Source organism: Halobellus ordinarius (genome assembly GCF_031823395.1).
Classification (GTDB): domain Archaea; phylum Halobacteriota; class Halobacteria; order Halobacteriales; family Haloferacaceae; genus Haloquadratum; species Haloquadratum ordinarius.
Genome location: NZ_JAVQKJ010000005.1, coordinates 312,182 through 334,118 on the forward strand (window position 1 = coordinate 312,182; position 21,937 = coordinate 334,118).

Below are 21,937 nucleotides of genomic sequence, written 5' to 3' on the forward strand. Positions count from 1 at the left end.
CCCCCCCACCCCTGCCTCCGAAGCCCTATTGGCACACGCACGGCGCCTACTCGCGCTTTTGGCTATCGGCGCGCGATGGGGGCGGGCGAGCCCGCGTCTGCGTTGGCCGGCTCGAAGGAGGTGGCACAATGAGCGAGCACGTCACGGTCCGGATCGACGACCCGGAGCTGGCGGCGGCAATCGAAGAGGCCGAAGCCGAGCACGGGTCGCGGTCGGAGGTACTCCGCGAGGCCATCCGCCGGGCATACCTGGATGACGACGCCACGGCGACGACTGACGACCACACCGGGCTTCCGAAGGCGGCTCGCGAGGGATACGCCGCGCTGCGGGAACACGCGAACCACGGCGAACGGCTCGCCATCGGCGCCGCGGAGTCGATTATCGCCCAGCGCGTCCAACTCCGGAAAGAGACGGTCCGGTCGTCGGTGATCCGGAAACTGCACGGCGCCGGCTGGATCGCCGTCGAGCAGGGTATCCACGAGGTCGGCGTCGTGCTCCGCCCGCAGACGGCCTCCGACGGCGGCCAGACGCCAGACGATCGCGACGACGACCCGTTCGATGGCGGCGACGACGCCGACGCAATCGACGTCGGCGCGGAGTTCGACCGCCTGGAAGGCGCAGAGATCGACCGCGGCGAGGGCGTCGCGACGGACGGCGGCGAGTGGCCCACGACTACAGACGAGGATCTACTTCGCGTCATCACCGACCGCGACCCGTCGGAGATGAGCCACTACGAACTCTACTACGAGTGGCACGAGGCCGCGGAAGCGGCCCGCAAGGCCACCGATGCGGAGGTACAGCAGGAACTCCACGACCGCCAACGCGACCTCTGGAGTGAGATGGAGAGCCGGGTCGACGCGGAACCGCCGGAATGCCCGGAGTGCGGCGGGGCGTCGTGGTCCCAAACCCTCGGTGAACCGAAGACGTGCGATCGGTGTGGTCTCATTCTCGGGTTTGGACACGAGGACCTGATTGACCGCGTCGACGCCTACTGGGACGCCGTGCGGGCACCGGGTCTCCGCCCGCCCGAAGGGGGTGAGTCGGATGACTGACGGCGACACCGCAGTCCCGAGCGACTACGACACCGATGACGGCTGGACGGACGACGGACTCGAACAGTGTCCGCACTGCGAGACGACACTCGCACCACAGACGGGCAAACACGCGCCAGTCTACGACGGCCGCGGTCGGAAGTTCGACACCATCTACGATACCGATCCGAACAACGGGCCATTCTACTGTGCGGACTGCTGGCCGGAACTCGAAGCGAACCAGAAGGCTTCGGAAAATCAGTCGCTGGGCCGGTTCGCGACCGACGGCGGCGAAGTGATCGCGGTTTCGCCGCTGACGGGCGTCATCTACGCCGCCAGCGAGTACAGCGAGGCTGGCGACTGGCAGATCATCGCCGAGGACAAGCGCCCGCTCCCGCGAGCGGAGATCGCGGAACGACTTGACGAGGTCCACGGGCCGGTGCGTCTGTACTACGAGGAACATCTGGGAGGTGACAGCGATGACTGACGACCGCGAGATCGTCGCTGTCGACCTCTTCTGCGGCGCCGGTGGCTTCAGCGAAGGACTTCGACAGGCCTGCGAAGACCTCGGCTACGACCTTCGGGAGGCAGCGATCAACCACTGGGAACCGGCGATCCAGACTCACGAGGCGAACCATCCTGACGCCGATCAGTACCACTCGAAGGTCGAACAACTCCACCCGCCAGACGTCGTCCGAGAACTCACGGGCGCAGAGCGGCCGGACGTCGACCTGCTCGTCGGCGGGCCGGAGTGCACGCACTTCAGCCGTGCTCGTGGCGGCAAACCCGTCAGCGAGCAAAAACGGATGTCGCCGTGGCACATTCTCGATTGGCTGGAGAAACTGAACGTCGACGCGTTCGTGATCGAGAACGTCCCGGAGATCCAAGACTGGGGGCCGGTCGAAGACGGCCAGCCGGTGCGTGACGGCTCGATCTTCGATGCGTGGGTGAATGCGCTCAACCAACTCGGCTACGCGGTCGACTGGACGCAGCTGGTCGCCGCCGACTACGGGGACCCGACGACGCGAGAGCGGTTCTTCATCATCGGACGGCAGGCCGGCAGCGTCACGTTCCCGGAGCCGACCCACAGCGACGCCGACGACGAACTGGCGGACTACCGGACGGCCGCCGACGTCATCGACTGGTCGGATCTCGGCGGGTCGATCTGGACGCGCGACCTCGACGACGGCCGGAAGACGCCGCCGAAGAACTCCACGATGCAGCGGATCGCGGAGGGACTCCGGCGCCACTGCGGCGACGCGCTGGCGCCGTTCGCGGACGTTCTCGAAACGCTGGGCCGCGACGAGATTCGCCGGCTTCGCGACGAGCGGGTCATCCCGCAACGGCACGCTGCGACGGTCGCTGACGCCGTCGACGAACCGTTCCTGGTCCCGGTTGAATCGCCGACGACAGCGACGCCGTGGATCCAGAAGCACAAGAAGAACAGTCCGTCGCAGGCTGTCGAGACGCCGCTCCACACGGTTCACGCGAACGGGAACCACTTCGCGCTGGGGACAGTGACGACGCACCTCCTGCGACAGCAGGATGGCGCTCACCCGATCGACATCAAGGAGGTGCCAGTTCCGACGATCGCAACGCGGGGCGCTCACGCAATCGCGACTGCCGAAACAGTGTCGCTCGTCGAGCCGAAGAACGGCTGGCATCGCGGGCTCCACAGCAACCCGCTGTATCCGGCTGACGGCCGACCGATCCACACGATCACGGCGGATCCGCGGGCGAAGGTCGTGACGCCGTCCTTGGTCCGCTACTCCCACGGCGGCGCGAGCCTCGCCGTCGACGAGCCGATGCCGACGATCGCAACCGAGAAAGGCGGCGTCTTCGCGCTTTCGGCGCCACTCGTGCGGCCGTTCATCGACGACTACGAAGGGCCGGCGAAGGCGATCTCGCAGCCGCTCGGCACGGTCACGAGCCGCGACCGGTTCGCGCTGGTGGTCCCGGAGCTGTGGCCGTGGGGCCTGGACATCCGGTATCGGATGCTCCAGCCGCGCGAACTGAAGCAGGCACAGGGGTTCCCGGCGGACTACGAACTTTGCGGGAACAAGACCGACCGCACGTCGCAGATCGGCAACGCGGTGCCGGTGAACCTCGCGAAGGCGCTGTGCAAACACGTGCTGACGGCGACGGACCCGAGCCTCGCGACGTTCGACGGCGGGCTGAGCGAGCAACCCGATGCGGAAGTCCCGTCTTACGAGGAGGTGGCCGGCGATGACTGACGTCGACGGCGCGCTGCTCGACGAGCTGGAAGCGATCCTCGCCGATCGCGGCCGATCGGACGCAATCACGTCAGCCGAACTCGCCGAACGGCTCGACATCGACGACGGGGAGGCGTCGCCGGAGACACGGGCGGCGGTCCGGGCGCTCCTCTTCGAGCGCAACGTCCCCGTGAGAAGCGGCAACGTCGGCTACTGGGTCTGCCAATCAGAGGCGGAAGCCGAGGAGTACGAGTCGGACCTGGAGGGCCGCATTGAGGGCATCGAACAGCGCCTGACGGCGTTCCGAACGGCGTGGCAGGAGTGGAACCGCGCGAAGATCCCGAAGGCGGCTCGCGAGAAGATCAAAGCCGATCCGGTGCTGGAGATCGACGACTTCGAGCCGGCGGACTTCCGGCCCGACGTGCGGGCTGACGGCGGTGATCCGCGATGAACTCGAAGACCGACCGGACGGCCGGTGCCGTCGACTGGCCGGAGTTCGTCGACCGTACGCCGCCGCGAGAACGGAAGCGCACCTCGAAGTACTCGGTCACGAAGACGCAGGCGACCAAGCGGCTCCGCCGGGAACTGCTCGAACGCGTCGACGCCGACGACTGGCGGCTCTCGACGGCGTCGCCACACCGGAAGCGCGACGGCCTACCCTACGCCGACAGCAACCCGGACGATCCGGCGGCGGTCGTCCGGTGGTCGAAAGACGGCGAACAGTTCGCCGTCGCCTGCGACCACTACACCGACGTCCGAGACAACATCCGCACGCTCGGCCTCTACATCGAGGAGAAGCGGAAGATGTCGAACCGGCCGGTGAAGACCGGACAGGACGAGTTCGCGACGGCACGACTCCCGCCTGCTGACGACGAAGAGGCGATTGTTGCGAGCGGTGAGGTGAAAGAACCGCACGAGATCCTGGGAGTCGACCCAGAAGCGCCCGACGCGGTCGTGAAAGGCGCGTTCCGAGAACTCGTCAAGGAGGCCCACGCCGACCACGGCGGTGACAGTAAACACTCCGTGAGTGAACTGAAAGACGCTCGTGACGCGCTGCTGGGGGAATCGCGATGACGACGACGCTCCGAGACTTCGACGGCGGCCTCGACAGCGCCGAGTGGACGGGTCTCGTCACGGAGCAGTCACGCTCGGGTTACCTGATCGACATCGCCGCCGAAAACGAAGTCAACGACGCCCAGCGGCTCAAACTCCTCCGCTGTCCAGCCTGCGGGGCATCCTTCGACCGCTTCTGGCGGAGCGCCCGGAACGACCCGCTGGCAGAACACATCGCCGCCGAACACGACCCGGCGGACTTCGGGCTCTCGAAACGGGGCGAACGATGAACGGAACGTTCGTTCTGGTCGGCTGCGGCGCCGCAAAAGCCGACGAACCACGGCCGGCTGGCGAACTCTACACCTCGAACTACTTCGCGCTGAAGCGACGGTACGCGGAGGCAGCGACGGCCTGGGCCGGCGACAAGCAGTCGTCGGCGTGGGCGATCCTCTCGGCGGAACACGGCGTTATCGCGCCAACGATCGAAACCGAACCCTACGACACGACGGTCGACGATCTCGACGGTGACGATCTGGACGCGTGGGCCGACCGCGTTCGATCCGGGCTGACCGGGTGGCTCAACTGGCCGTTCGCGTCGGATAACGACCCGCGAGAGTCGCCCTGTGGCCGCCTCGTCGTGCTCGCTGGCGAGCGCTACGTCGAACCGCTGGAAGCCCGCGACGCCTTCCGTGGGAACGTCGGCGGCGGAGCAGGGAACTCTCGACCTGGCCTGCCGTGCGTCCCTGAGTTTCCGTTCCGCGAGCACGACTTCGACGGCATCGGCGAGCAGATGGCGTGGCTCAAAGAGCGCGCTGCAGCGATCGACGCTCCGACCGAAGCCGACACCCTGGCGTCGGTCGGCGGCGGCTACGAGCGCCAGCGAGCGAAGTGGCGGCTCGACGTCCGACCGATCAACATCGAGAAGTCGGAACAGGCGTCGCTGCAGCAGTTTGAGGACGTTCCGGATAGCGTCATCGCGACTGAACAGCAGACGCTTGTGGCTGACGGAGGCGACCGATGAGCCGCGCTGAGGAGACGGCCGTCGGGGCGGCACCGAACGTCGACCTCCGCGGCCCGACCGACCCGACACCGTTCGACCGCGACACCGATGCGCGGCGGATCATCGACTGTGAGTGCCTCACCTGCGACGCCGCCGAGACGATCTACGCGGAGGCGGGCCGGACGCGACGCTGGGAGCACGACATCGGGAATCCATCGCACGTCGTGGAGTATCGGCGCGAAACCGACGCGACAGCGACCCAGGAGGGCTAACCAATGGCAACGACACAATCTCACGACAGCGGAGCATCGAGCGGCAAAACCATCGGCTGTGCGAACTGCGGCAACATCCATCCGACCGATGCGGCCTGTAAGCCGTGGGGTGACGAAGATGTCTGAAAACAAAGATGTGAGACCCGGACGAGCAGTCTAAAATATCAAACTTAACTCATATGCTGATAGATATGGGTTCCTTTGTAATCATTCACAAGGTTGGAGTCAGCATTTGGGTTTTCAATCCACAACGATTTCGATGGGCCATCTTCCATCATTATCACCCCGACCAGCTCCGGTATAGAGTACTGCTTGAGTGTTTCTTGTATTTCGTCTTTGATCTTTTCTTGTTGACCTCTACCAAGAGGCTGATCGTTTGATTCTGTATAACCACGAGCGAGCCAGTGTGTAGCACTTATCATCAATAGGTTCGCTTCACTTGGCTCTCTTTGTGCTTTTTTGATTTTATCCTCAAGTTTATGTTCTCTGACTCTTCGTAAGAAGCGTTCCTCTTGATGAGTTGCAGCAGAAGAAGGTGAATGCATTTCTGAATGGAGTTCCACCAATCCGCTTTTTGCATCACCCATTAATGCCGAAACGATTGGCCCTTCAAATTCCTTAGCTTGGGTTTGGAGCGGCCTACTAAACTGAGGTTTGTTCAGTATACCATTCCAGTTCTGACCGAACGTGCCGTGCGTTCCGAATTTTACAGCATCCTCAATTATTTTTTGTAGGGTCCAGTCAGACGGCATCGACTGAATATCCCGAAGTCGAAGTGCGTCCCTATGTTGTAGAAGTTTGAGAAGATGAGTACGTTGTACTTGGTTCAGTATTTCCCATTTTGACCCCTTTTTGTCGAGTGGACTGCCGCTCCAATCCAATTCTGTGGTGTTTATATCAAGTCTCAGATATTTATTCCGGGGTAGTTGTTTGCTTATTTCCTCGGCGGCGGACTGGTAAACGTCTTCTATAGCCCGTTCAGTTTTCGCGGTACCAAGTCGTGTGATCTCAATATAAACCGGGCAAGTATCATCGACTCGCAAGTCCGTATTTCTGTTAACAGACAATGAAGGCTCAGGCATAACAGATGGTCCCTGACTGCTGAAATATTGGTAACAAACCAACTCAGTCACTCTCGACATCACCTTATTCCCGTCTGGAGAACACAATTCACTGTGAAGATCTTGGATATCACTCGAACTCAGTTTTGATGTCGCTGAGTCTATCGCATCTTCCACAGTAGATAACCAAGCAACGTCATCCCCTCTCCTCCGTTCTCTGCTTAGTTGGAGAATTATCGGATTTTCCTGAAGAGTCTTATCCGACTGCCAAGAAAGACTGCCGAAAACACTCTGTAATGATGGGTACTGCTGTAGTCGTGTATTGGCTTCTTTGAACCGTTCCTTGTAGTATGACTGCTTATTTACGATATGGCTACCATAGGTCATACTCTCGTGTAATATGGCGTTCGTATTATGAATAATGTATGTTGACAGCGGAGATCTTGATAGAGCCGTGAACGGCGTCTCGAATTACAGCTACGCGGCTGTCTCACTCGTCGGCTGACGCCCACGCCCGCCAACACTCGTCGGAACAGAACACGGCAGAGAAATGCACGGCACCGGCGGGCGAATCGCGCTTCCCGCGAGCCCAGATGTGGGGTTCGGAAAGCGCAACGGGCCCGCCGCACTGCTGACACGCTTTCGACTGTTCGCTGACTCGCCGCTCGTCGACGCGATCGCACTCGACTTCCAGGATCTTACCGAAGTCCGGATCGGGGGCGCTGTCGAGTCGCGGTTCCTTCGGGAGGACGAACTCGTCCATACCGACCGGTCGCATTTGGGGAGGCTTAGCAGTCGGCCAAGCGCGGTGAAAGTAGCGGTTCACTTTCACTCCGGACGGCTGACGCTTTTCTTTCGACCGATCGTCGACCAACGTATGCCGGATCCCAACCACTACCATTGTCGCGACTGCGACGACACCTGGACGGCGGGCGAGGACACCGACCGGTGCCCGGTATGCACGTCGACGAACATCCACGAGGTAGAGTTCGACGAGGACACTGGCGTCGCGAAGTGGCGCCTCGAGAAATATGAGAACGACCGAGCCGCAGCTCTTCGAGGTTGAGAATGGTCTATGGCCGATCTACCAATTAAAGAACTCTGGAATGCGATTGGAGGAGTGGCTATTATGGCCTTTGTAGCTGTAGTCGGTCTCACGTGGGCATTCCGAAATATTTCGGGTGGTACGTTTTCCGATCTCCTGCCCAAAATCTCAACAATTGGTTTTCTTTCACTGATTATTGTCGGCGGCGGTGTGCTGGCGGCTGTTTCTTGGTTACTCGGGTATCGTCCTGGTGATGGATTTTGAAGAGGTTGATCTGGGACAATTCTTGATTGAGAAGTAAGGTTCTCAGCCGCGTTTCTGGGAGTGACGACTTGATACACGAGTTGGAAACGAAAACCGCTAATTCAACCTCCGAACTTTGTGGTTAAATACAAAGATGATCCCGAATGGGTACTGAAGGCAAGAAGGACCGAAAGTTGGTCACGAAATTTCGGGAATTGGAAATACCGGTGACGCTTTCGTTAGTCTCTATCATACTACTCATATACATAGGACAGCTCGTCAGTGCTCTACTATTGGAGGAACCTATCCCGGTTTTAGTGAGCTATCTGTTTGTGGAATATACTGCAGTAGCCTGGATATTGTCTCCCTTGCTCCACTACGGGGGATTGCACTTTATTTTCAATTTCGTCGTCATCTGGGGTATAGGGGCAGTAGTGGAACAAACGCTTTCGAGGAAAAAATATATCCTGTTTATAATACTCGCAGCGGTGGGCTCGACCATTGGGGCCTATCTTGCGAAAATTCCGTTCGTTGCTGATCAAATCATAGCCTATGGCTCAAGTGGGATAGCCTACGCTCTCGCAACGTATTCAATCACCATCGCATCAAAAAAGAGCGTATCACGCATCCGAGATCTTGCCTCGATCAGGATCATAGCGTGTCTTGCTGGGATCGTGGCGGTGTTGATCGTCGCATATGACGTGTTGACTGGCCCTTATTTTACCGCGGAGTGGTTCAACGGAAGTCATCTTGGTGGAGCAGTTATTGGTCTCATCGCCGGAAGGTTACTGAATTCTAAGTGATTGTCCCGGGATTGCATTGCTTGCGGAACAGGGCTAATCACGCTGCGAGCGAACACGCTTTACTACGGGGACCACTTTGCCCACGATATGTCCTCGCGGTCTCGGTCCCAGCTCATCCTTATTGTTGCTGTCGCCGGACTGGTCGTTTTCGCAGGGTGCAGTGGAGCCGATCCCGGCGACGCACCAACTTCGAATACAACTGAGACTCCCATAGGTGACACTCAAAGGTCGACGACCACAGCGGGACCGTCGATAAACGGCACACTTGAGGTCCACTTTATCAATGTCGGACAGTCCGTGAGTACGCTGGTGGTAAGCCCGAGTGGGGAGACGATGCTCGTCGACACTGGCCACTACCAAGACGACGGCGAGTACGTGTTGCAGTACCTGCAGGCACACGGAATCGAGCGCATCGATCACCTCGTGGTCTCGCACAATGACGCCGACCATATCGGCGGGAACGCTGCGATAATCGAATACTACGAAACCTCTGCGGACGGCATCGGCGCCGTGTATGACCCAGGGATTGCCGCCAGCACCCAGACATACGGCGAGTATCTTGATGCTGTCGAGGAACACGAGGTAACGCTCTACGAAACGCGGGAGGGCGACAACGTCGCCTTCGAAGGTGTAGACGTCCAAGTTCTCGGTCCGCCAGAGCCGTACTTGGAAAGCGAAGCCCGCAACGAGAACAGTATCGTTCTTAAGCTCAGCTACGGGGAGACGAGCTTCTTGCTGTCTGGTGATGCAGAAGACGATCAGGAAGCGTACCTCGTCGAGGAATACGGCTCCCAACTCGAATCCACGGTCCTGAAAGCTGGCCATCACGGATCCTCGAGTTCCACAAGTGGCCGGTTCCTCGATACGGTGAAGCCCGACGCAGTCATCATTTCCAGTGCCTACGATTCCCAGTACGATCACCCGACAGAAGCTGTGCTGCAACGACTCAGTGACCGGTCGATTCCGGCGTACTGGACAGCCACTCACGGGGATATCGTGCTGGTCAGCGACGGCCGTGCCGTGTCGGTTCGGACTCAAAACGCAGCACCTACGGATCCTTCGACGATTCGCGATGCTGACCCCGCGACCGTGGGTGTTTCCGGTGAGGTCACGGAACGCGAAGTTCTCGCTGGCGACACCGTAGCCACGCAGACCGAGGCAGTCGCAACCGATGGTGGGACACCAACACTAACCGCGTCGCCGGCGGCACTGGCCGTCACGGAAGTCAACGCCGACGCAGAGGGTGACGATCGGGAGAATCTCAACGATGAGTACGTGGTATTTGAGAATACTGGCAACGACCCGCTTGAACTCTCAGGGTGGACTGTCGAAGACGAGGCGGGGCGGACTTACACCTTCCCCGAGGGATACACGCTTGACTCCGGCGCTACGGTGACATTGCACACTGGCAGCGGTTCCGATACCGAGACTGATGTGTACTGGGGGTCGGGGTCACCGATCTGGAATAACGACGGCGATACCGTTATTGTGCGTACCTCGGATGGTACTACCGTGTTGGAGGAGTCCTACTGATGAGCAATCTTGAGGCACTCGATGACGGGCAGTATACTGCTGTTGTCGACACGATTGAGGACGGTCTCGCTACGATCTTCTTCGAACAGGACGGTGACGAAGTGGGTGACGCCATAATAGATGCGAATACATTGCCGGCCGATGCCCGTCACGCCGACGCAATCCTCACGGTGGAGATCGCTGCTGCTGAGATCAATCAAATGGACTACGAACCTGAGCGGACCGAGACACGCAAGCAGAGTGCACAAGATCGGTTCGATCGGCTATCGTCTCGGCCGCCGCGCGACGACGATTCGTCCTGACTCACTACTCAGATCAGTTCTGCGGGCATCTACTAACTACGCCAAGGGTAGGGAGTAGATGCTGGTGTTATTTCCAGCTCTTTCCACAGTCGTCGCAGCTTTTCATACCGTGCGTTCGGGTGACGTTGCTGCTACCGCATCTGGGGCACTTCGGGCTGAAGAGTCCCATACCCACCGTAACGGTATTATAGTGACATAAAATTAATTGAATCTGTGACATATTGAACCTTGACGTGTATCATATCATCTGGCAAATATCGTAGCTTGCTACAAACCACGAAGTTTCCTCAAATTCCATCTGGCGGGGACTACTGACTACACGCTCTATATTCAGCAGCTTGTTTCCGACAAATACTGAGGAGATGACGACCTGTACAGCATTCGTCTGTAATGAGCGATTCCTGTTGTGGTGTGGGAAGTTTCTAAGACACCCTCGAAAATGCCGACTTGATGGACAAGTCGGAAACGAACCCGGCGAATCCCGCTCGATCAGGGCGGATCACACGCCGCGTCTGACTGTTTTAGTGCAAGGTTCTTCTAAGAAGTCGGTATGCGACTCGAAGCGACTTCGAAGCCGGACCAGTACAAGGTCTGGATGACCGACGACGAGCTCGAGGAACTCCGGCGGGCCGCCGCGACCCACCGCGACGACCTCGTGATCCAACTCGGGGGCTACGTCGGCCTCCGGGCCTTCGAGATCCCGCAGGTCTGCCCGAAGCATGTGAAGCGAACCGACGACGGCGACCACTACCGTATCCGGGTTCCCGAGGGAAAGGACACGACCGGCAACGGCGGGAAGCCCCGCGATGCCTACCTGCCGGCAGACGTCGAGGGCGACATCCACCGCTACCGCAACGCTGCAGACATCGACCGCTCAGAACCACTTGTCGATCTCTCCGAACGCGGCATCAGAGACGTGGTCAAACGTACTGCCGAGCAGGCGGCCGAGCAGACGGGCGACGACGACTTCCGTCACGTCAGCTCCCACGATCTTCGCCGCCGCTTCGCCCAGCGACTTCTCGTCGACGAGCAGGTGAACCCGCGAGTGGTGATGCAGGTCGGGGGATGGGATTCGTTCCAGGCGATCGAGCCCTATCTTAATGCGCCGACGCCGGACGTGGTCAACGAGGCCTTCGAAGAAGCGGGCCTCGGCTGAAGAACAAGCTACGGCAACACTATTTTGGATCGGTGAATATGGTGTCGTATGGTTGAACCTTCATCACTCGCAGCGGCGACCAGCGTGATCTCAAAGGCAAGCGAACTCTCGGATCACATCGAGTACTGGAAGCAATTTGCTGGCGAAGAAATCGATGTCCGCACAGCTGAGGTGGCGCGAAGCTACAGAGACAGTGGAGATGAATACATCGAGACGGTAATAATCATCCGAGGCACCGTCACAGACGTATTGAGTAACCCGGCCGGATTCTTACTGAGCGATGTAGAGGAGATATTACGCACTCGGAAGCTTCAGCGAAGCTACTCTACTGCGGGATATTCAGAAACGATGACTCTCGAAAGCCCCGACCGAAACTTGCGGCGGGTGGATGAGAAATTCGTCGCCTTCTCCGATATCAATCAACTTGAGCTAACAGAGGTAGCTGAGGACGCGGACGAAGAGGTTGAAGACTCCGGTGAAGGCGGATGGCAAAGAGATTGAGTTTTGAACCGATTCTGTGGGACTTCAGTATGCTAAGCTCCAATACCATCGATTTACTGGGTGTAGTGCTGCCCTTCATTGGGACACTAATATTGGCAGCATTATACTGGAGGATGTGGAAGCAACAGCGTAAACAAACCGAGTTTCAGGCGTTATCCTACCTTCCACAGATGGTCATTGAGTCTGAAGAAACAGAGGAAATGATCAGAGATATGGATTCTAAAAACCACTGGTTTGTTATCAGAAACTCGGGCGATGTGCCCTTCGTGACCTCAGTAAGTATCTCCCTTGCTCCGGTTGAGGAAATTAACAAGGACGCAGAACTACTCAATCCTTCTTCAACGTTCGATTCAATCCCAGACGAGCACAAATTCTCCGACGAGTCGTGGAAAAATGATTCTTTGTTTCTCAACCCAGGAGATAACAGGAAATGGAGATTGAATATGTTCCGGCAAGAGGGAAGATCTCAGTATCAGAGCGATGAGCTTGAGAGAATGTACTTCCTGCGCGTCGATGCAGAACTTGAATCCACATTGAATCCATCTCAAGAGAATAAGATCACCCGCTTATTCACCTTGTTTATGCGTCAGCCGTTTAATCTGGTCCCGACAACATTTGAGGAAGCAAACAGAAGAGTGCTCGAAAAGGGGAGTTTGAGTCAAGAATCAAATGAAATGGGTTCGGACTAACCGTAACTCCGCTAAACACATACTGTGACTGACTTATCCGACTCCCTGGGAGAGTCGGACGCGATCAGTCGACTAATCTGGGATGCGCTAACTTGAAGCCGAGTAACATCACGGCAACAATCGCGACGGTCGACCATCGGATAAGACCGTACTCCTCAAGACTCTATTTAGCATCAGCACCGCGAACGTCCACGTAGCGCCAATTAGTTGCGAAAGTCCTCTCTGCAACGAGGAGACAGGGATACGCACCTGTCAGATTCAGGAGGTACATTTTTGACGCTTTGTGCCGGAATGAGGGAGTAATGGGACTCAGGTGCCGTCTTCACGGGCACACGTACGGGGAACCTGAGGTGGAACGGAGCCGGGAAGAAATCGGGAACGAGGTGGTGGTCACGGTTCGTGAAGTGAAGGTGTGTGACCGCTGTGGAGCCGAAGAGACGGTCAGCGAAAACAAGGAAGTGACTGCCCTCCGCTCGCCGTCGGAGCTCGGGCTGGACGAGGGGTCGATCGGTTCCAGCGCGAGCAAGACACCGCCGGAGTCCGAGGGTAAATCGGAGTCGACGCAAACCGCCGTCTATTCCGACGGAGAGATGGGAGACGATGAGCAGACGACGGAGGAAGACTCCGACACGAAAGTGTACCAGGCGGCGGATTCGGACGCCTCCGCCGCCGGGACGGGACAGCCGGATTCCGACAGGGAGGAGTTTGCACAGGCGTCGACCTCGACGAGTACCGGATCGGACGCCACGGACGAGGTGGTCGAATTCTTCTGCCCGAACTGCGGGCGTTCTCGGATCAAAGACACCGCAATGCTCCGTCCCGGCGATATCTGTCCCGAGTGCAAGCAGGGCTACATTGCGGAACGCCGGCCGTAGTCCCAGTAGGGCATCCTACTCGTCGGGCCAGACGTCGTCGGCGGGGCGCATTTTGATTTCGCCGCTGTCATCGGGCCGAAACAAGACTGTATCGCCAGCTTCGACGTCGACATCTTCAGCAACGTCGGCGGGAATCGTCACGCGCTTGCAGCCGTTGCTCTCCTGAACCGTCGCGCTGCGGGTCTTAGGCTCCCGTCCCGTGCTCATATCTTCCGATACGGGAATGACGGGTATAAAATGTCACACGGGAATTCCGGGAACGCTCCCATTGATGGGAATAACGGGCAGATTCTGGGCATTTTCCGATTAACCACCGCTGTCTGAAGAGACGGCCGCACTCCGGTCGCTCCGGAACTCGCGGTCGGATCGGACGATGACCCGAGAACGCGGGGCTTCGACCCCGAAACCCTCCTTTTCAGCAAACGAGGAGGGCCGGACGGAAGACGAATCGACTAATGAGCACCGCGAGCGCGCCGAGTGCCACATCGAGTGGCAACCGAATCTGGAGGCGCCACCGTGAGCGACCTGCTCGACGTCACGCGCCAGCTACGGGAGCGCGTTGAGGCAATCGAGCGCGACCGCGCCGAGGCGATGCTCGCCGTCCCGGGTGAGACCGTGGAGGACCGCCGATGAGCGTCTTCGGCTCGACCGCGTCGACGATCGCGGCCGGAGTCGGGCTGACGGCATTGACGCTGGCGGCTGTGCTACCGCTGCTCGAACTCAGGTATCAACTCCGACTACGCAGACTCCCGCGGTCCACGGGCGGTGATCGGGCGTGACCGACAGCGGCGAGGTTGCGGTCCGTGAGAACGGCAGCGTAACCGCGATCGAAACGACGTCGTTCGGGGAGACGATCTCGATCGACCTCGATAGCTCGCCGCCATCGGTCGGCGTCCCCGAGCAGACGGCGGTCGTCTTCGAGGACGACGGCGCCGAGGATCCTGACGACAACGACGTCCGTGCTGATGGCGGGATGGTCAGCGATCGCGTGACAGTCCGCCAACGCGGCGTCGGACTCAGCGGCGAGAACCGGACGCTCGCGATCGGCGTGATGGTCGCGGCGTATGCCGCATCCGGCTACTTGTTCGCCGTCTCGGAGCAGCTTGCAGGGATCGTGACGTTCGCGGCAGCGGCGCTCGCAACGTACTTCATCCTGTATCGGAGGGCCGAGTGATGACCGGCACGGACCCAGCGATTGGCCCGGAGGCGCTGTATCTCGGCGGGACGATCGCGGGCGGTTTCGCGACGGTCGCCCTGATGCTGGCAATCGCGCTTACAGACTCGTTCACACTCGTGGCAATCGCGGGTCTGCTCCCGATCGTGATCACGATCGCAGCTGCCCACGACTACGGCGGCCGCGAGGCCCTCGATGCCGCACTTCAACCACACGCCGACGAGCCGGAGGTGGAGTCGTGACGGATCGGAAAGACGCGGCTCGAAAGGGCGGCTACGTCCGGCAGCACGGCGCCCGCCGCGGCCGGCTGAAACACACCGTACAGACACTCAAACAGCTACTTTTCAACCGATGAGACACAACAGAATTCGACAGGTGGGCATCCTCGCGCTGCTGGCATTGTTCGTCGCCAGCAGTGTGGCGATGCCCGTGATGGCGCAGAACAGTGCGGTCAACTACGACGCGGACGCGACGCAGTCCCAGTACTACCGCGGCCAGGTGACGATCAACACCTACCAGATGGACTGGGACGGACTCCAGTGGGAGAACGACGCCGGTGAGGTAGAGGACCTCGCGGGCCAGGTGAACGAGTCGGCGGACAACCCCTACTCCTACACCGTCACGCGAGTGAACGTCTCGGACTTCGGCGAGTTCCCCCACCAGAAGGACGGCGTCTCGGCGCTTGACGCGGGCGAGTGGACCACGTCCGGCGCTTCGGTCAGTAACACCGAACCCGCCACGGGCGTCGATGCGGTCGAGATGACACTCGCGCAGGGCGACTCCGCGACGTTCTCGAACTTCTCGATCACGAGCGACGAGTCGAAGAAGTCGCTGATGATGGCGTTCGACGTTGACTCGCTCGACTCGAACGCAGTTATTGAGGTGCGGATCAACGACTCCGACGGCGACTACAAGGTCGCTGAGATCAACGCCAGCGAGTCCTCGGGAGAGAACTGGATGGCGGGCGCGACGGGCGACGGGTTCGTCTTCCAGCGCCAGCTCGGTGAGATGACGACCCAGACGACCAGCGGGTCCGACGGGACGTTCAACGACATCGAAGAAGTCGAGGTCATCGCCCAGACCAACGGCGGCACGATCACGGTCACGGGGCTGAACCTCGACAAGTCCGGCAATTACGTTCTCGGTGACCGCTTGGCGGACACCGACAGCGACGACGAACTCGAAACCGAGACCATCACCGAGGTCAAGGACGGCGGCGCGATCTCCGTGACCGACCTCTCGACGCTCGGTGACACCTTCGACACGGCGACGATCAACGGCCTGACGGTGGACTTCCACCGCTACCCGAGTTCGCTGCCGAGCGCGGACGTCGAGGTGAACTTCTCCGAAGCAGGTGCGTACCCCGGCTTCGACTTCAAGATCGATCTGTACTACCGGATGGGCCTCGACACGGGCTACGACCTGAGCTACTCGAACCTCGATCTCGTCGCCGAGCAGTCCGTCCCGGAGAGCCGATATCAGGCGACCGACATCGTCGAGGGCGCCTCGGACACCGACTTCGATGACCTTTCGTGGGACGACGCGGGCGTGACCTACGGCAGCGTCGGCGACACGATCGTCGTCGAGGACACGGTCCAGCCCTCGCAGAACATCGCGCTGCACTACCAGTACCTCGTCACCGGCGACGAGCGGACGGCGATGCAGCAGACTGGCGGCGCGATAGGGCCGACCGGTGGCTCCGGTGGCGGCATCATCGGGTTCATCACGAGCATCCCTGGGATGATCATCACGACACTGGGCGGCCTGCTCGGTGGCAAATGGTTGATGGGGTAAACCGATGGCTCCAAGCGCCACCGAGCTCCTGAACCGCGCGAAGGGCTCATCCCTGACGAACATCGCCAAGCGTGGGTTCGGAGCGTGGCTGCTGTCGATCTCGGCGGGATTCATCACCGGCACCCAGGCGATCATCGACCTGCTGATCATCACGCCAGCGAATCTCCTGATCGGGCTTGCGGACTCGTCCATCGGCGCGTTCCTGCTCGAACCACTGGGCATCGTGATCGCTGGAAGCCAAGCATCTCAGGAAGGTGTCCGGGCATTCGGATTGTTCGGACTGATCGTCGCTGTGGTGCTTGTATTGGCGACGTTCTGGATCATCATCCAGTACATCAACCGCCAGGACACGACCGACGTGCCGATCCCAGGACTCACGTTCGACGTGATCCCGTTCGTCGGAGCCGACGAGGAGGCAGACGTCGACGACTGAGATGTCCCGAGATCGCCGGATTCCCCGAACCGAGGTGAATGCTGGTGAGTAGCGACGGCCAGTCGCTTCGTGAGACGTTCCTCAAGGACAGCAACGTAAGCTGGGTGGACCTCGGCGAAGCGACGGCTGGAGCAGCTCTCCTTCAGGTATTCAGACTCCTGATCGCAGTCCCACAGGGAATAGCGGCGGCGATCGATTCGTTCACGAGCCGGATTAGTTCCGGCTTCGAATCGGGCATCAATCAGCTGTCGACGACGATAGCTGGCGAGACCGCAGCGGCGTGGGGGCCGATCGACGCAGGCATCTTCTCGATACTGTTGAACATCGTCGCCGTGCTGTTGGCGGTGTTCATCGTCGTCCAGGGCTGGAGGTGGATCAATGCCTAACCCGGGATCCGGGACTGACCCGACCTCTGAGGACGACCCGAACATCTCCTTGCCAGGCTGGATCGACAACCCGGAGCGAAAGATCCGGAACGTCGTGTTCGGGGCGCTTCTGTCGGGGTTTGGCTCGATCCTCAACGAGATCTTCGGTGCCGGTGAACTGCTGGTGCTCGGTAGCAACGCTGGTGTCTTTGGCGCCCGCGGTGAGATCTGGGGGATCGCAGACCTACCGGCGGTGCTCTTTCGGCTTGGCGGCGACGTGGTCGCGTTCCTCATCGGCAGCGCCTTCGACATTCTCACGAGCCTGATTTCGGGGACGGTCCCACAAACCCCGGGGCCGATCTCGGGGCTGATTGCGACGCTCGTCGTGGTCGTGCTCTTGGTGGCTGTGGTCCGCATCGGCGGCCCGCTCCTGCTGGCCGGCCTCGAAGCAATCCCGGTCGTCGGCGGCCCGATCAGCACCATCCTCGGGAGGTTCCTATGACACTGAAAGACTGGATCAAACACCCGATCACCGTACTCACGGGATCGCTGGGCGTGATCGGTATCGGCATCGAGCCGGCACTGGTCAAAGGCCTGCTCGCGGCGCTGTGGGCGACGGCACCGACGCTGTTCACTGCCTCGTCGATCACGGCGTTCTCGCTGATTCCGAACCTGCCGACACTCCAGCCGCTGCGGCCGGTCGCGGTCACAGTCGCACTCGTCACGGGCGGAATCTACCTCGCTAAGCTCGGCGATCGCGCACTTGAGGAATTTCAAAAACGACTATGAGACGACACACTATCGACACGAACACGATTCGGACGTATAGACAGCGAACCACGGCGACGAGAGGGGGTCCGTGATGCCGTCGAAGTGGCTGCTGATCATCGGCGGTGTCGTGGCGCTGTTGCTCGCGTACTGGTTTATCGACGAGTACGTCCTGGGCGACACCGACGAGGTCAACGAGGCTGCCAGAAACGTCGGCGAGCGGGCCCGCGGCGCGACGGAGAACGCAGCACGCGGCGGCCGTGTCGCGGTGGTCGGCTTCGCCGGCCTCGGGGCATCGCTGGCGATGGAGCTGCTCCAGCTCGCCGGCGACCTGAACGCGGTCCTCGGCGGCGCTCCCGTCGTTATCGGCCACGTGATCTTCGGCGCGTTCACCCTTGCCGGGCTCCAGGGCGTGATCCCGTTCGACAAGCAGATCGCCGGGTTCTTCTTCATCTTCGTGACAGCGATCGCGTTGATCCTGCGGTACGGAGACGGGGGTGGGGGGTGATGCCCTCGATCCCGGATGGCGCGACCGAAGCCGTCGCGGGCGTCGGGATCGGCGGGACAGTCGAGGCCGCGACGGGCGGCCTGAGCACAGCAGCGGCGATGGTGGGCGATGTCGTCGCGGGCGTGGTCCCGGAGTTCATACAGCAGTTCATCCCGTTCCTCGGGACGGTGATGCTCTGATGCGTCGGAGCCGCGGCCGGATAGCCCGCGACGTGGGCTCGCACCACCGCGGCCTGTGCGGCCGCGGATACTCCCCCGCATCGGGAGTGATTCAGCGATGAAACGCGCACACGCTGCGGTCGGACTGGCGCTCCTGCTGGTTGTATCGGTTCTCGCGCCCTTCGCGGGCGCTGTAGCTGCGGCCCCGTCGGGGATGGTGAGGGTCCCCGACGGCCAGATCACAGAGGACGTGCCGGCTGGGGAGTCGGTGCCGATCAGCGCTGCCGACCTGGAAGGCTACGTCCTCGCGGATGATCACGCCGACACGCTCGAAGTGATCGTCACAACGCCGGCGCGTGCCGACGAGAAGTATCTCGACGACGACGCGAACGTGATTGGTGGCGGCGAGGTCGCCATCGTCCTACGCGACACGAAGAGTCACGACGGCCGCGACGTGGCGATCGACGCCGGGGTCCTTCGTGAAGCGCTCGGCTCGACGCCGGAAATGATCTACGGGACACACTCTTCGGGGGAAACCTGGACCTCTGAGGCGAGCTACGAGGACGGCTATCTGCGGTTCTACGTCGCGAAGTTCAGTTCCAACACGGTGACGTTCTCCGGGGAGTTCCGAACGACAGGGACCTTCTCGGACGGGTCCACCGTCTCCTACCAGCTGGATGACCTCGATTCCGCATCGAACGTCACGGTAAATCTGACCGGGGTATCTAACAGAGAAAATAGGTCAATATCGGGATCGGGATTAGAGACGGTGAATATAGCAGGCAACACCGAGCCGACTGGCTTTCAGTCTACAAATCCGAGTGTCTCAATAACTGGCAAAGAAGAACTTGCGGAGTTCAGTTTCAGCGGGTACGAAACCCGAAACGTCTCATTCGACTCTCGATTTGTCCAAAGTATAGATTTGTATGTGGTGGAAACTGGACCGAACACCGGATCTCAAGATATATTCTACCGGATCGGAGAGTCTGAAAATTGGACAACATTGGCCGATTTATACGTTAACAGCGGAGATACCTATACGATAAATGAGACAATAAACCGGACGCGAGACGGTAAGACCCTGCAAATTCGGAACGAAGGGAGTCCAGCGAGAGTTTATGTCGATGTTAGATCCGGCCCAGTTGGTACTGTAACCGGGAAAATAGACGGCTCGACCTTCATACAGACTGATTTAAGCGACGGAGAATCTACAGAAACCACACTCGATCTACAAACGGGCTCCCAAGCGGTCAATATATCATCAAATAAGGGACTCGCGAGTTGGAAAATTAACGTCTCAGAGAGGACAGAGACAGTCGACCCCACACTCCAACTTAACAGCAATTCGACGAGCTACACCGGCAGCCTGTCAGATGGCGAAACTATCACCCGGACGATCGACAAGGGCGCACTCCAGGAGGGCGAGAACACGATCAACGTCTCGCTGCCGGATCAGTCGGCCGACGCGCCGACGATGCAGGTTGAAGCCAACATCAGCCACGACGCGACCTCGAAACAGACCGTCGAGTACGACGGCGAGAAGTACAGCGAACGCTACGACATCTCGAAGACGTTCGCCAGCGATCGCCAAAGCGCGCAGGCGACGATCCCCTTCGAGGGCACGGTCACGTCGATCCGCGAGGTCCAGGTCCGCGAGAACGGCGGTTCCTGGACGACCGCCGACAGCTGGTCGCTCGACCAGACGACGCTGACTGTCGATGTCGGAAGCGTCACCGCAGGCGACACCGTCACTGTCCGGGCGTACGGCTCGAAGGTCGTCCCGAACAACGGCGAGATCCAGGTCACTGACCCGGCAATCCTCGGCCAGTCGGACGACCCGAAGATCGAGGTGACGAACCGATCGAGCGGTGACTTCGAGCTGCTGTACTCGGGGACGCCACAGAAGGAACGCGTCCACTACGCCTACAACGAAACGTGGACCGACGACACCGAGTATGCCTACTTCAGCGGGAACGACCAGCGCTTCGTCGCGCCGAACGTCGAGGCCGGCGACCGGATGCGGATCGGCACGATCCCAGTCAAGGTCGAACCCGCGACTAACGACGGAGACGTCGAGGTGATCGTCACCGACCCCGCACAGTCGGACCCACAGTACCGCGTGCGTGCTGGCAGCCAGTCGGGAGACACGATCAAGTACACCTACATCGACGCGAAGGACGACGCGGAGTACGAGCTATACTCGGAGACGCTCGGCGTGGTCCTCGACTCCGGGACGGCGAACTCGCCGCTGACGCTGACTGGAACCGACGACGCCGGCGTCGTCGAGTGGCTGCTGAACACCGGTAGCGGTGGGTCGACAGACAGCGACGACGACATCAGCGTGATCGGCCCGATACGCGACACCTCGTCGGGCCTGCTGAGCGGGCTCCCGATCGGCGCGATCGTCGCCGTACTCGGCGTCGGAGCCCTCGGCGTGTTCGGTATCGCGTACGTCCGCGGCGGCCGCGAGGGCGTCGCGTCGGTCGCCTCGATGGCGACGAGCGCCGGCGGGACCGTCGGCTCGACGCTGATGCGGACGGTAGGGTGGATGCGGCGGCATCCCTACGTGACCGCGACAGTCGGCGGGATCATCGGGGTGGCGCTGCTGGCTACGGGCGCGATCTCCGTTCCGGAGGGTACTGTCCCGGCGGTGTTCACCGTGGCCGTCCCGATCGGTGCCTACCTCGGGTTGTCCGCCCTCGACCGGTTCAGTTGGCCGATCTGGGGAGTTGTGACCGCGATCAGCCTGATCGTTGGGCTGGTGTGGTTCGGCGTCGATCTCACGGGCGCGTTCCTGAACCAGCAGGTGACCGTGATCCTCGCGGTCGGCGGGATGTACCTGCTCTACCAGCTGATCCAGGCGTACCGGTCGCCGGATTCGGTTCGGAACATCGTGTTCCGTGGGATGGTCAGTTCGGAGACGAACACCGAGACGAAAGACTCGAATCGGGGTGACTGAC

At 60.4% G+C, this 21,937-nt stretch carries 33 protein-coding genes; 30 read left to right on the forward strand and 3 right to left on the reverse strand.

Translation table 11 applies throughout. The features are described 5' to 3' along the window. Positions 1-128 precede the first annotated feature (128 nt). From RJT48_RS08190 to RJT48_RS08230, 9 genes are read left to right on the forward strand one after another with little or no spacing between them, the layout of a single operon-like run. Complete coding sequence (locus RJT48_RS08190) at positions 129-1,052, forward strand: ribbon-helix-helix protein, CopG family (RefSeq protein ID WP_311171775.1); 924 nt, start codon at positions 129-131, stop codon at positions 1,050-1,052. Next, positions 1,045-1,518 (forward strand): hypothetical protein, encoded by a 474-nt coding sequence (locus RJT48_RS08195; RefSeq protein WP_311171776.1) that lies wholly within the window; start codon positions 1,045-1,047, stop codon positions 1,516-1,518. Before RJT48_RS08190 ends, RJT48_RS08195 begins: the two co-directional genes overlap by 8 nt. Then, a complete protein-coding gene (locus RJT48_RS08200) occupies positions 1,511-3,265 on the forward strand; it encodes a DNA cytosine methyltransferase (protein ID WP_311171777.1) in 1,755 nt (584 codons plus the stop codon). Before RJT48_RS08195 ends, RJT48_RS08200 begins: the two co-directional genes overlap by 8 nt. After that, positions 3,258-3,695, forward strand: a complete 438-nt coding sequence (locus tag RJT48_RS08205) for a hypothetical protein (RefSeq protein ID WP_311171778.1) — start codon at positions 3,258-3,260, stop codon at positions 3,693-3,695. The genes RJT48_RS08200 and RJT48_RS08205 overlap by 8 nt, the downstream gene beginning before the upstream one ends. Continuing rightward, positions 3,692-4,318 carry a J domain-containing protein gene (locus RJT48_RS08210; RefSeq protein ID WP_311171779.1) on the forward strand — a complete coding sequence of 209 codons (627 nt, stop codon included), beginning with the start codon at positions 3,692-3,694 and terminating at the stop codon, positions 4,316-4,318. Before RJT48_RS08205 ends, RJT48_RS08210 begins: the two co-directional genes overlap by 4 nt. Beyond that, entirely contained in the window at positions 4,315-4,587 is a 273-nt protein-coding gene (locus RJT48_RS08215; RefSeq protein WP_311171780.1) for a hypothetical protein, read from the forward strand. Before RJT48_RS08210 ends, RJT48_RS08215 begins: the two co-directional genes overlap by 4 nt. Next, a complete protein-coding gene (locus tag RJT48_RS08220) occupies positions 4,584-5,318 on the forward strand; it encodes a DUF6884 domain-containing protein (RefSeq protein ID WP_311171781.1) in 735 nt (244 codons plus the stop codon). Before RJT48_RS08215 ends, RJT48_RS08220 begins: the two co-directional genes overlap by 4 nt. Then, entirely contained in the window at positions 5,315-5,569 is a 255-nt protein-coding gene (locus RJT48_RS08225) for a hypothetical protein (RefSeq protein WP_311171782.1), read from the forward strand. Before RJT48_RS08220 ends, RJT48_RS08225 begins: the two co-directional genes overlap by 4 nt. Before the next feature lie 3 nt (positions 5,570-5,572). Beyond that, entirely contained in the window at positions 5,573-5,695 is a 123-nt protein-coding gene (locus RJT48_RS08230; RefSeq protein ID WP_311171783.1) for a hypothetical protein, read from the forward strand. A gap of 44 nt (positions 5,696-5,739) precedes the next feature. Here RJT48_RS08230 and RJT48_RS08235 read toward each other — a convergent pair whose 3' ends face one another. Beyond that, complete coding sequence (locus tag RJT48_RS08235; RefSeq protein WP_311171784.1) at positions 5,740-7,017, reverse strand: hypothetical protein; 1,278 nt, start codon at positions 7,015-7,017, stop codon at positions 5,740-5,742. A gap of 103 nt (positions 7,018-7,120) precedes the next feature. Next, the gene (locus RJT48_RS08240) at positions 7,121-7,393 is read right to left on the reverse strand and encodes a hypothetical protein (RefSeq protein WP_311171785.1); all 273 of its coding nucleotides are present in this window, start codon (positions 7,391-7,393) and stop codon (positions 7,121-7,123) included. 114 nt (positions 7,394-7,507) lie between these two features. Here RJT48_RS08240 and RJT48_RS08245 point away from each other — a divergent pair, with 114 nt between their 5' ends. From RJT48_RS08245 to RJT48_RS08285, 9 genes are all read left to right on the forward strand, one after another. Then, entirely contained in the window at positions 7,508-7,696 is a 189-nt protein-coding gene (locus tag RJT48_RS08245; protein ID WP_311171786.1) for a hypothetical protein, read from the forward strand. A gap of 9 nt (positions 7,697-7,705) precedes the next feature. After that, a complete protein-coding gene (locus tag RJT48_RS08250) occupies positions 7,706-7,939 on the forward strand; it encodes a hypothetical protein (RefSeq protein WP_311171787.1) in 234 nt (77 codons plus the stop codon). 143 nt (positions 7,940-8,082) lie between these two features. Further along, positions 8,083-8,721, forward strand: a complete 639-nt coding sequence (locus RJT48_RS08255) for a rhomboid family intramembrane serine protease (RefSeq protein WP_311171788.1) — start codon at positions 8,083-8,085, stop codon at positions 8,719-8,721. Positions 8,722-8,808: 87 nt separating this feature from the next. After that, positions 8,809-10,254: a lamin tail domain-containing protein gene (locus tag RJT48_RS08260; RefSeq protein WP_311171789.1), complete on the forward strand. Its 1,446-nt coding sequence runs from the start codon at positions 8,809-8,811 to the stop codon at positions 10,252-10,254. Beyond that, positions 10,254-10,556, forward strand: a complete 303-nt coding sequence (locus RJT48_RS08265) for a DUF3006 domain-containing protein (RefSeq protein WP_311171790.1) — start codon at positions 10,254-10,256, stop codon at positions 10,554-10,556. The genes RJT48_RS08260 and RJT48_RS08265 overlap by 1 nt, the downstream gene beginning before the upstream one ends. A gap of 550 nt (positions 10,557-11,106) precedes the next feature. Next, entirely contained in the window at positions 11,107-11,712 is a 606-nt protein-coding gene (locus RJT48_RS08270) for a site-specific integrase (RefSeq protein ID WP_311171791.1), read from the forward strand. 48 nt (positions 11,713-11,760) lie between these two features. Next, positions 11,761-12,213, forward strand: coding sequence for a hypothetical protein (locus RJT48_RS08275; protein ID WP_311171792.1), 453 nt, complete (start codon positions 11,761-11,763; stop codon positions 12,211-12,213). 29 nt (positions 12,214-12,242) lie between these two features. Then, complete coding sequence (locus RJT48_RS08280; RefSeq protein ID WP_311171793.1) at positions 12,243-12,902, forward strand: hypothetical protein; 660 nt, start codon at positions 12,243-12,245, stop codon at positions 12,900-12,902. 302 nt (positions 12,903-13,204) lie between these two features. After that, entirely contained in the window at positions 13,205-13,777 is a 573-nt protein-coding gene (locus tag RJT48_RS08285; RefSeq protein WP_311171794.1) for a DUF7093 family protein, read from the forward strand. A gap of 15 nt (positions 13,778-13,792) precedes the next feature. On the opposite strand, the gene RJT48_RS08290 is transcribed toward RJT48_RS08285, so the two are convergent. Next, positions 13,793-13,984 carry an AbrB/MazE/SpoVT family DNA-binding domain-containing protein gene (locus RJT48_RS08290; RefSeq protein WP_311171795.1) on the reverse strand — a complete coding sequence of 64 codons (192 nt, stop codon included), beginning with the start codon at positions 13,982-13,984 and terminating at the stop codon, positions 13,793-13,795. 282 nt (positions 13,985-14,266) lie between these two features. Here RJT48_RS08290 and RJT48_RS08295 point away from each other — a divergent pair, with 282 nt between their 5' ends. The 12 genes from RJT48_RS08295 to RJT48_RS08350 all read left to right on the forward strand — a co-directional run bounded on the left by RJT48_RS08295 (position 14,267) and on the right by RJT48_RS08350 (position 21,936). Then, positions 14,267-14,410, forward strand: coding sequence for a hypothetical protein (locus tag RJT48_RS08295; protein ID WP_311171796.1), 144 nt, complete (start codon positions 14,267-14,269; stop codon positions 14,408-14,410). Continuing rightward, positions 14,407-14,556, forward strand: coding sequence for a hypothetical protein (locus tag RJT48_RS08300; RefSeq protein WP_311171797.1), 150 nt, complete (start codon positions 14,407-14,409; stop codon positions 14,554-14,556). The genes RJT48_RS08295 and RJT48_RS08300 overlap by 4 nt, the downstream gene beginning before the upstream one ends. Continuing rightward, positions 14,553-14,951, forward strand: a complete 399-nt coding sequence (locus RJT48_RS08305; RefSeq protein WP_311171798.1) for a hypothetical protein — start codon at positions 14,553-14,555, stop codon at positions 14,949-14,951. Before RJT48_RS08300 ends, RJT48_RS08305 begins: the two co-directional genes overlap by 4 nt. Further along, positions 14,951-15,193: a hypothetical protein gene (locus tag RJT48_RS08310; protein ID WP_311171799.1), complete on the forward strand. Its 243-nt coding sequence runs from the start codon at positions 14,951-14,953 to the stop codon at positions 15,191-15,193. Before RJT48_RS08305 ends, RJT48_RS08310 begins: the two co-directional genes overlap by 1 nt. Before the next feature lie 109 nt (positions 15,194-15,302). Beyond that, positions 15,303-16,745 carry a hypothetical protein gene (locus RJT48_RS08315; protein WP_311171800.1) on the forward strand — a complete coding sequence of 481 codons (1,443 nt, stop codon included), beginning with the start codon at positions 15,303-15,305 and terminating at the stop codon, positions 16,743-16,745. Positions 16,746-16,749: 4 nt separating this feature from the next. Further along, positions 16,750-17,178: a hypothetical protein gene (locus tag RJT48_RS08320; protein WP_311171801.1), complete on the forward strand. Its 429-nt coding sequence runs from the start codon at positions 16,750-16,752 to the stop codon at positions 17,176-17,178. A 44-nt stretch (positions 17,179-17,222) separates the two neighbouring features. Beyond that, positions 17,223-17,564: a hypothetical protein gene (locus tag RJT48_RS08325; protein ID WP_311171802.1), complete on the forward strand. Its 342-nt coding sequence runs from the start codon at positions 17,223-17,225 to the stop codon at positions 17,562-17,564. Then, the gene (locus RJT48_RS08330; RefSeq protein WP_311171803.1) at positions 17,557-18,045 is read left to right on the forward strand and encodes a hypothetical protein; all 489 of its coding nucleotides are present in this window, start codon (positions 17,557-17,559) and stop codon (positions 18,043-18,045) included. Before RJT48_RS08325 ends, RJT48_RS08330 begins: the two co-directional genes overlap by 8 nt. Then, positions 18,042-18,332 carry a hypothetical protein gene (locus RJT48_RS08335; RefSeq protein ID WP_311171804.1) on the forward strand — a complete coding sequence of 97 codons (291 nt, stop codon included), beginning with the start codon at positions 18,042-18,044 and terminating at the stop codon, positions 18,330-18,332. The genes RJT48_RS08330 and RJT48_RS08335 overlap by 4 nt, the downstream gene beginning before the upstream one ends. A 73-nt stretch (positions 18,333-18,405) precedes the next feature. Then, positions 18,406-18,819, forward strand: a complete 414-nt coding sequence (locus RJT48_RS08340) for a hypothetical protein (protein ID WP_311171805.1) — start codon at positions 18,406-18,408, stop codon at positions 18,817-18,819. After that, complete coding sequence (locus tag RJT48_RS08345; protein ID WP_311171806.1) at positions 18,819-18,998, forward strand: hypothetical protein; 180 nt, start codon at positions 18,819-18,821, stop codon at positions 18,996-18,998. The genes RJT48_RS08340 and RJT48_RS08345 overlap by 1 nt, the downstream gene beginning before the upstream one ends. A gap of 97 nt (positions 18,999-19,095) precedes the next feature. Continuing rightward, positions 19,096-21,936 (forward strand): MFS transporter, encoded by a 2,841-nt coding sequence (locus RJT48_RS08350; RefSeq protein WP_311171807.1) that lies wholly within the window; start codon positions 19,096-19,098, stop codon positions 21,934-21,936. Position 21,937: the final 1 nt, after the last annotated feature.

Coding starts and splice junctions, on each gene's coding strand:
- RJT48_RS08190 (WP_311171775.1), top strand. CDS start 129: ATGAGCGAGCACGTCACGGTCCGGATCGACGACCCGGAGCTGGCGGCG.
- RJT48_RS08195 (WP_311171776.1), top strand. CDS start 1,045: ATGACTGACGGCGACACCGCAGTCCCGAGCGACTACGACACCGATGAC.
- RJT48_RS08200 (WP_311171777.1), top strand. CDS start 1,511: ATGACTGACGACCGCGAGATCGTCGCTGTCGACCTCTTCTGCGGCGCC.
- RJT48_RS08205 (WP_311171778.1), top strand. CDS start 3,258: ATGACTGACGTCGACGGCGCGCTGCTCGACGAGCTGGAAGCGATCCTC.
- RJT48_RS08210 (WP_311171779.1), top strand. CDS start 3,692: ATGAACTCGAAGACCGACCGGACGGCCGGTGCCGTCGACTGGCCGGAG.
- RJT48_RS08215 (WP_311171780.1), top strand. CDS start 4,315: ATGACGACGACGCTCCGAGACTTCGACGGCGGCCTCGACAGCGCCGAG.
- RJT48_RS08220 (WP_311171781.1), top strand. CDS start 4,584: ATGAACGGAACGTTCGTTCTGGTCGGCTGCGGCGCCGCAAAAGCCGAC.
- RJT48_RS08225 (WP_311171782.1), top strand. CDS start 5,315: ATGAGCCGCGCTGAGGAGACGGCCGTCGGGGCGGCACCGAACGTCGAC.
- RJT48_RS08230 (WP_311171783.1), top strand. CDS start 5,573: ATGGCAACGACACAATCTCACGACAGCGGAGCATCGAGCGGCAAAACC.
- RJT48_RS08235 (WP_311171784.1), bottom strand. CDS start 7,017: ATGACCTATGGTAGCCATATCGTAAATAAGCAGTCATACTACAAGGAA.
- RJT48_RS08240 (WP_311171785.1), bottom strand. CDS start 7,393: ATGGACGAGTTCGTCCTCCCGAAGGAACCGCGACTCGACAGCGCCCCC.
- RJT48_RS08245 (WP_311171786.1), top strand. CDS start 7,508: ATGCCGGATCCCAACCACTACCATTGTCGCGACTGCGACGACACCTGG.
- RJT48_RS08250 (WP_311171787.1), top strand. CDS start 7,706: ATGGCCGATCTACCAATTAAAGAACTCTGGAATGCGATTGGAGGAGTG.
- RJT48_RS08255 (WP_311171788.1), top strand. CDS start 8,083: ATGGGTACTGAAGGCAAGAAGGACCGAAAGTTGGTCACGAAATTTCGG.
- RJT48_RS08260 (WP_311171789.1), top strand. CDS start 8,809: ATGTCCTCGCGGTCTCGGTCCCAGCTCATCCTTATTGTTGCTGTCGCC.
- RJT48_RS08265 (WP_311171790.1), top strand. CDS start 10,254: ATGAGCAATCTTGAGGCACTCGATGACGGGCAGTATACTGCTGTTGTC.
- RJT48_RS08270 (WP_311171791.1), top strand. CDS start 11,107: ATGCGACTCGAAGCGACTTCGAAGCCGGACCAGTACAAGGTCTGGATG.
- RJT48_RS08275 (WP_311171792.1), top strand. CDS start 11,761: ATGGTTGAACCTTCATCACTCGCAGCGGCGACCAGCGTGATCTCAAAG.
- RJT48_RS08280 (WP_311171793.1), top strand. CDS start 12,243: ATGCTAAGCTCCAATACCATCGATTTACTGGGTGTAGTGCTGCCCTTC.
- RJT48_RS08285 (WP_311171794.1), top strand. CDS start 13,205: ATGGGACTCAGGTGCCGTCTTCACGGGCACACGTACGGGGAACCTGAG.
- RJT48_RS08290 (WP_311171795.1), bottom strand. CDS start 13,984: ATGAGCACGGGACGGGAGCCTAAGACCCGCAGCGCGACGGTTCAGGAG.
- RJT48_RS08300 (WP_311171797.1), top strand. CDS start 14,407: ATGAGCGTCTTCGGCTCGACCGCGTCGACGATCGCGGCCGGAGTCGGG.
- RJT48_RS08310 (WP_311171799.1), top strand. CDS start 14,951: ATGACCGGCACGGACCCAGCGATTGGCCCGGAGGCGCTGTATCTCGGC.
- RJT48_RS08315 (WP_311171800.1), top strand. CDS start 15,303: ATGAGACACAACAGAATTCGACAGGTGGGCATCCTCGCGCTGCTGGCA.
- RJT48_RS08320 (WP_311171801.1), top strand. CDS start 16,750: ATGGCTCCAAGCGCCACCGAGCTCCTGAACCGCGCGAAGGGCTCATCC.
- RJT48_RS08330 (WP_311171803.1), top strand. CDS start 17,557: ATGCCTAACCCGGGATCCGGGACTGACCCGACCTCTGAGGACGACCCG.
- RJT48_RS08335 (WP_311171804.1), top strand. CDS start 18,042: ATGACACTGAAAGACTGGATCAAACACCCGATCACCGTACTCACGGGA.
- RJT48_RS08340 (WP_311171805.1), top strand. CDS start 18,406: ATGCCGTCGAAGTGGCTGCTGATCATCGGCGGTGTCGTGGCGCTGTTG.
- RJT48_RS08345 (WP_311171806.1), top strand. CDS start 18,819: ATGCCCTCGATCCCGGATGGCGCGACCGAAGCCGTCGCGGGCGTCGGG.
- RJT48_RS08350 (WP_311171807.1), top strand. CDS start 19,096: ATGAAACGCGCACACGCTGCGGTCGGACTGGCGCTCCTGCTGGTTGTA.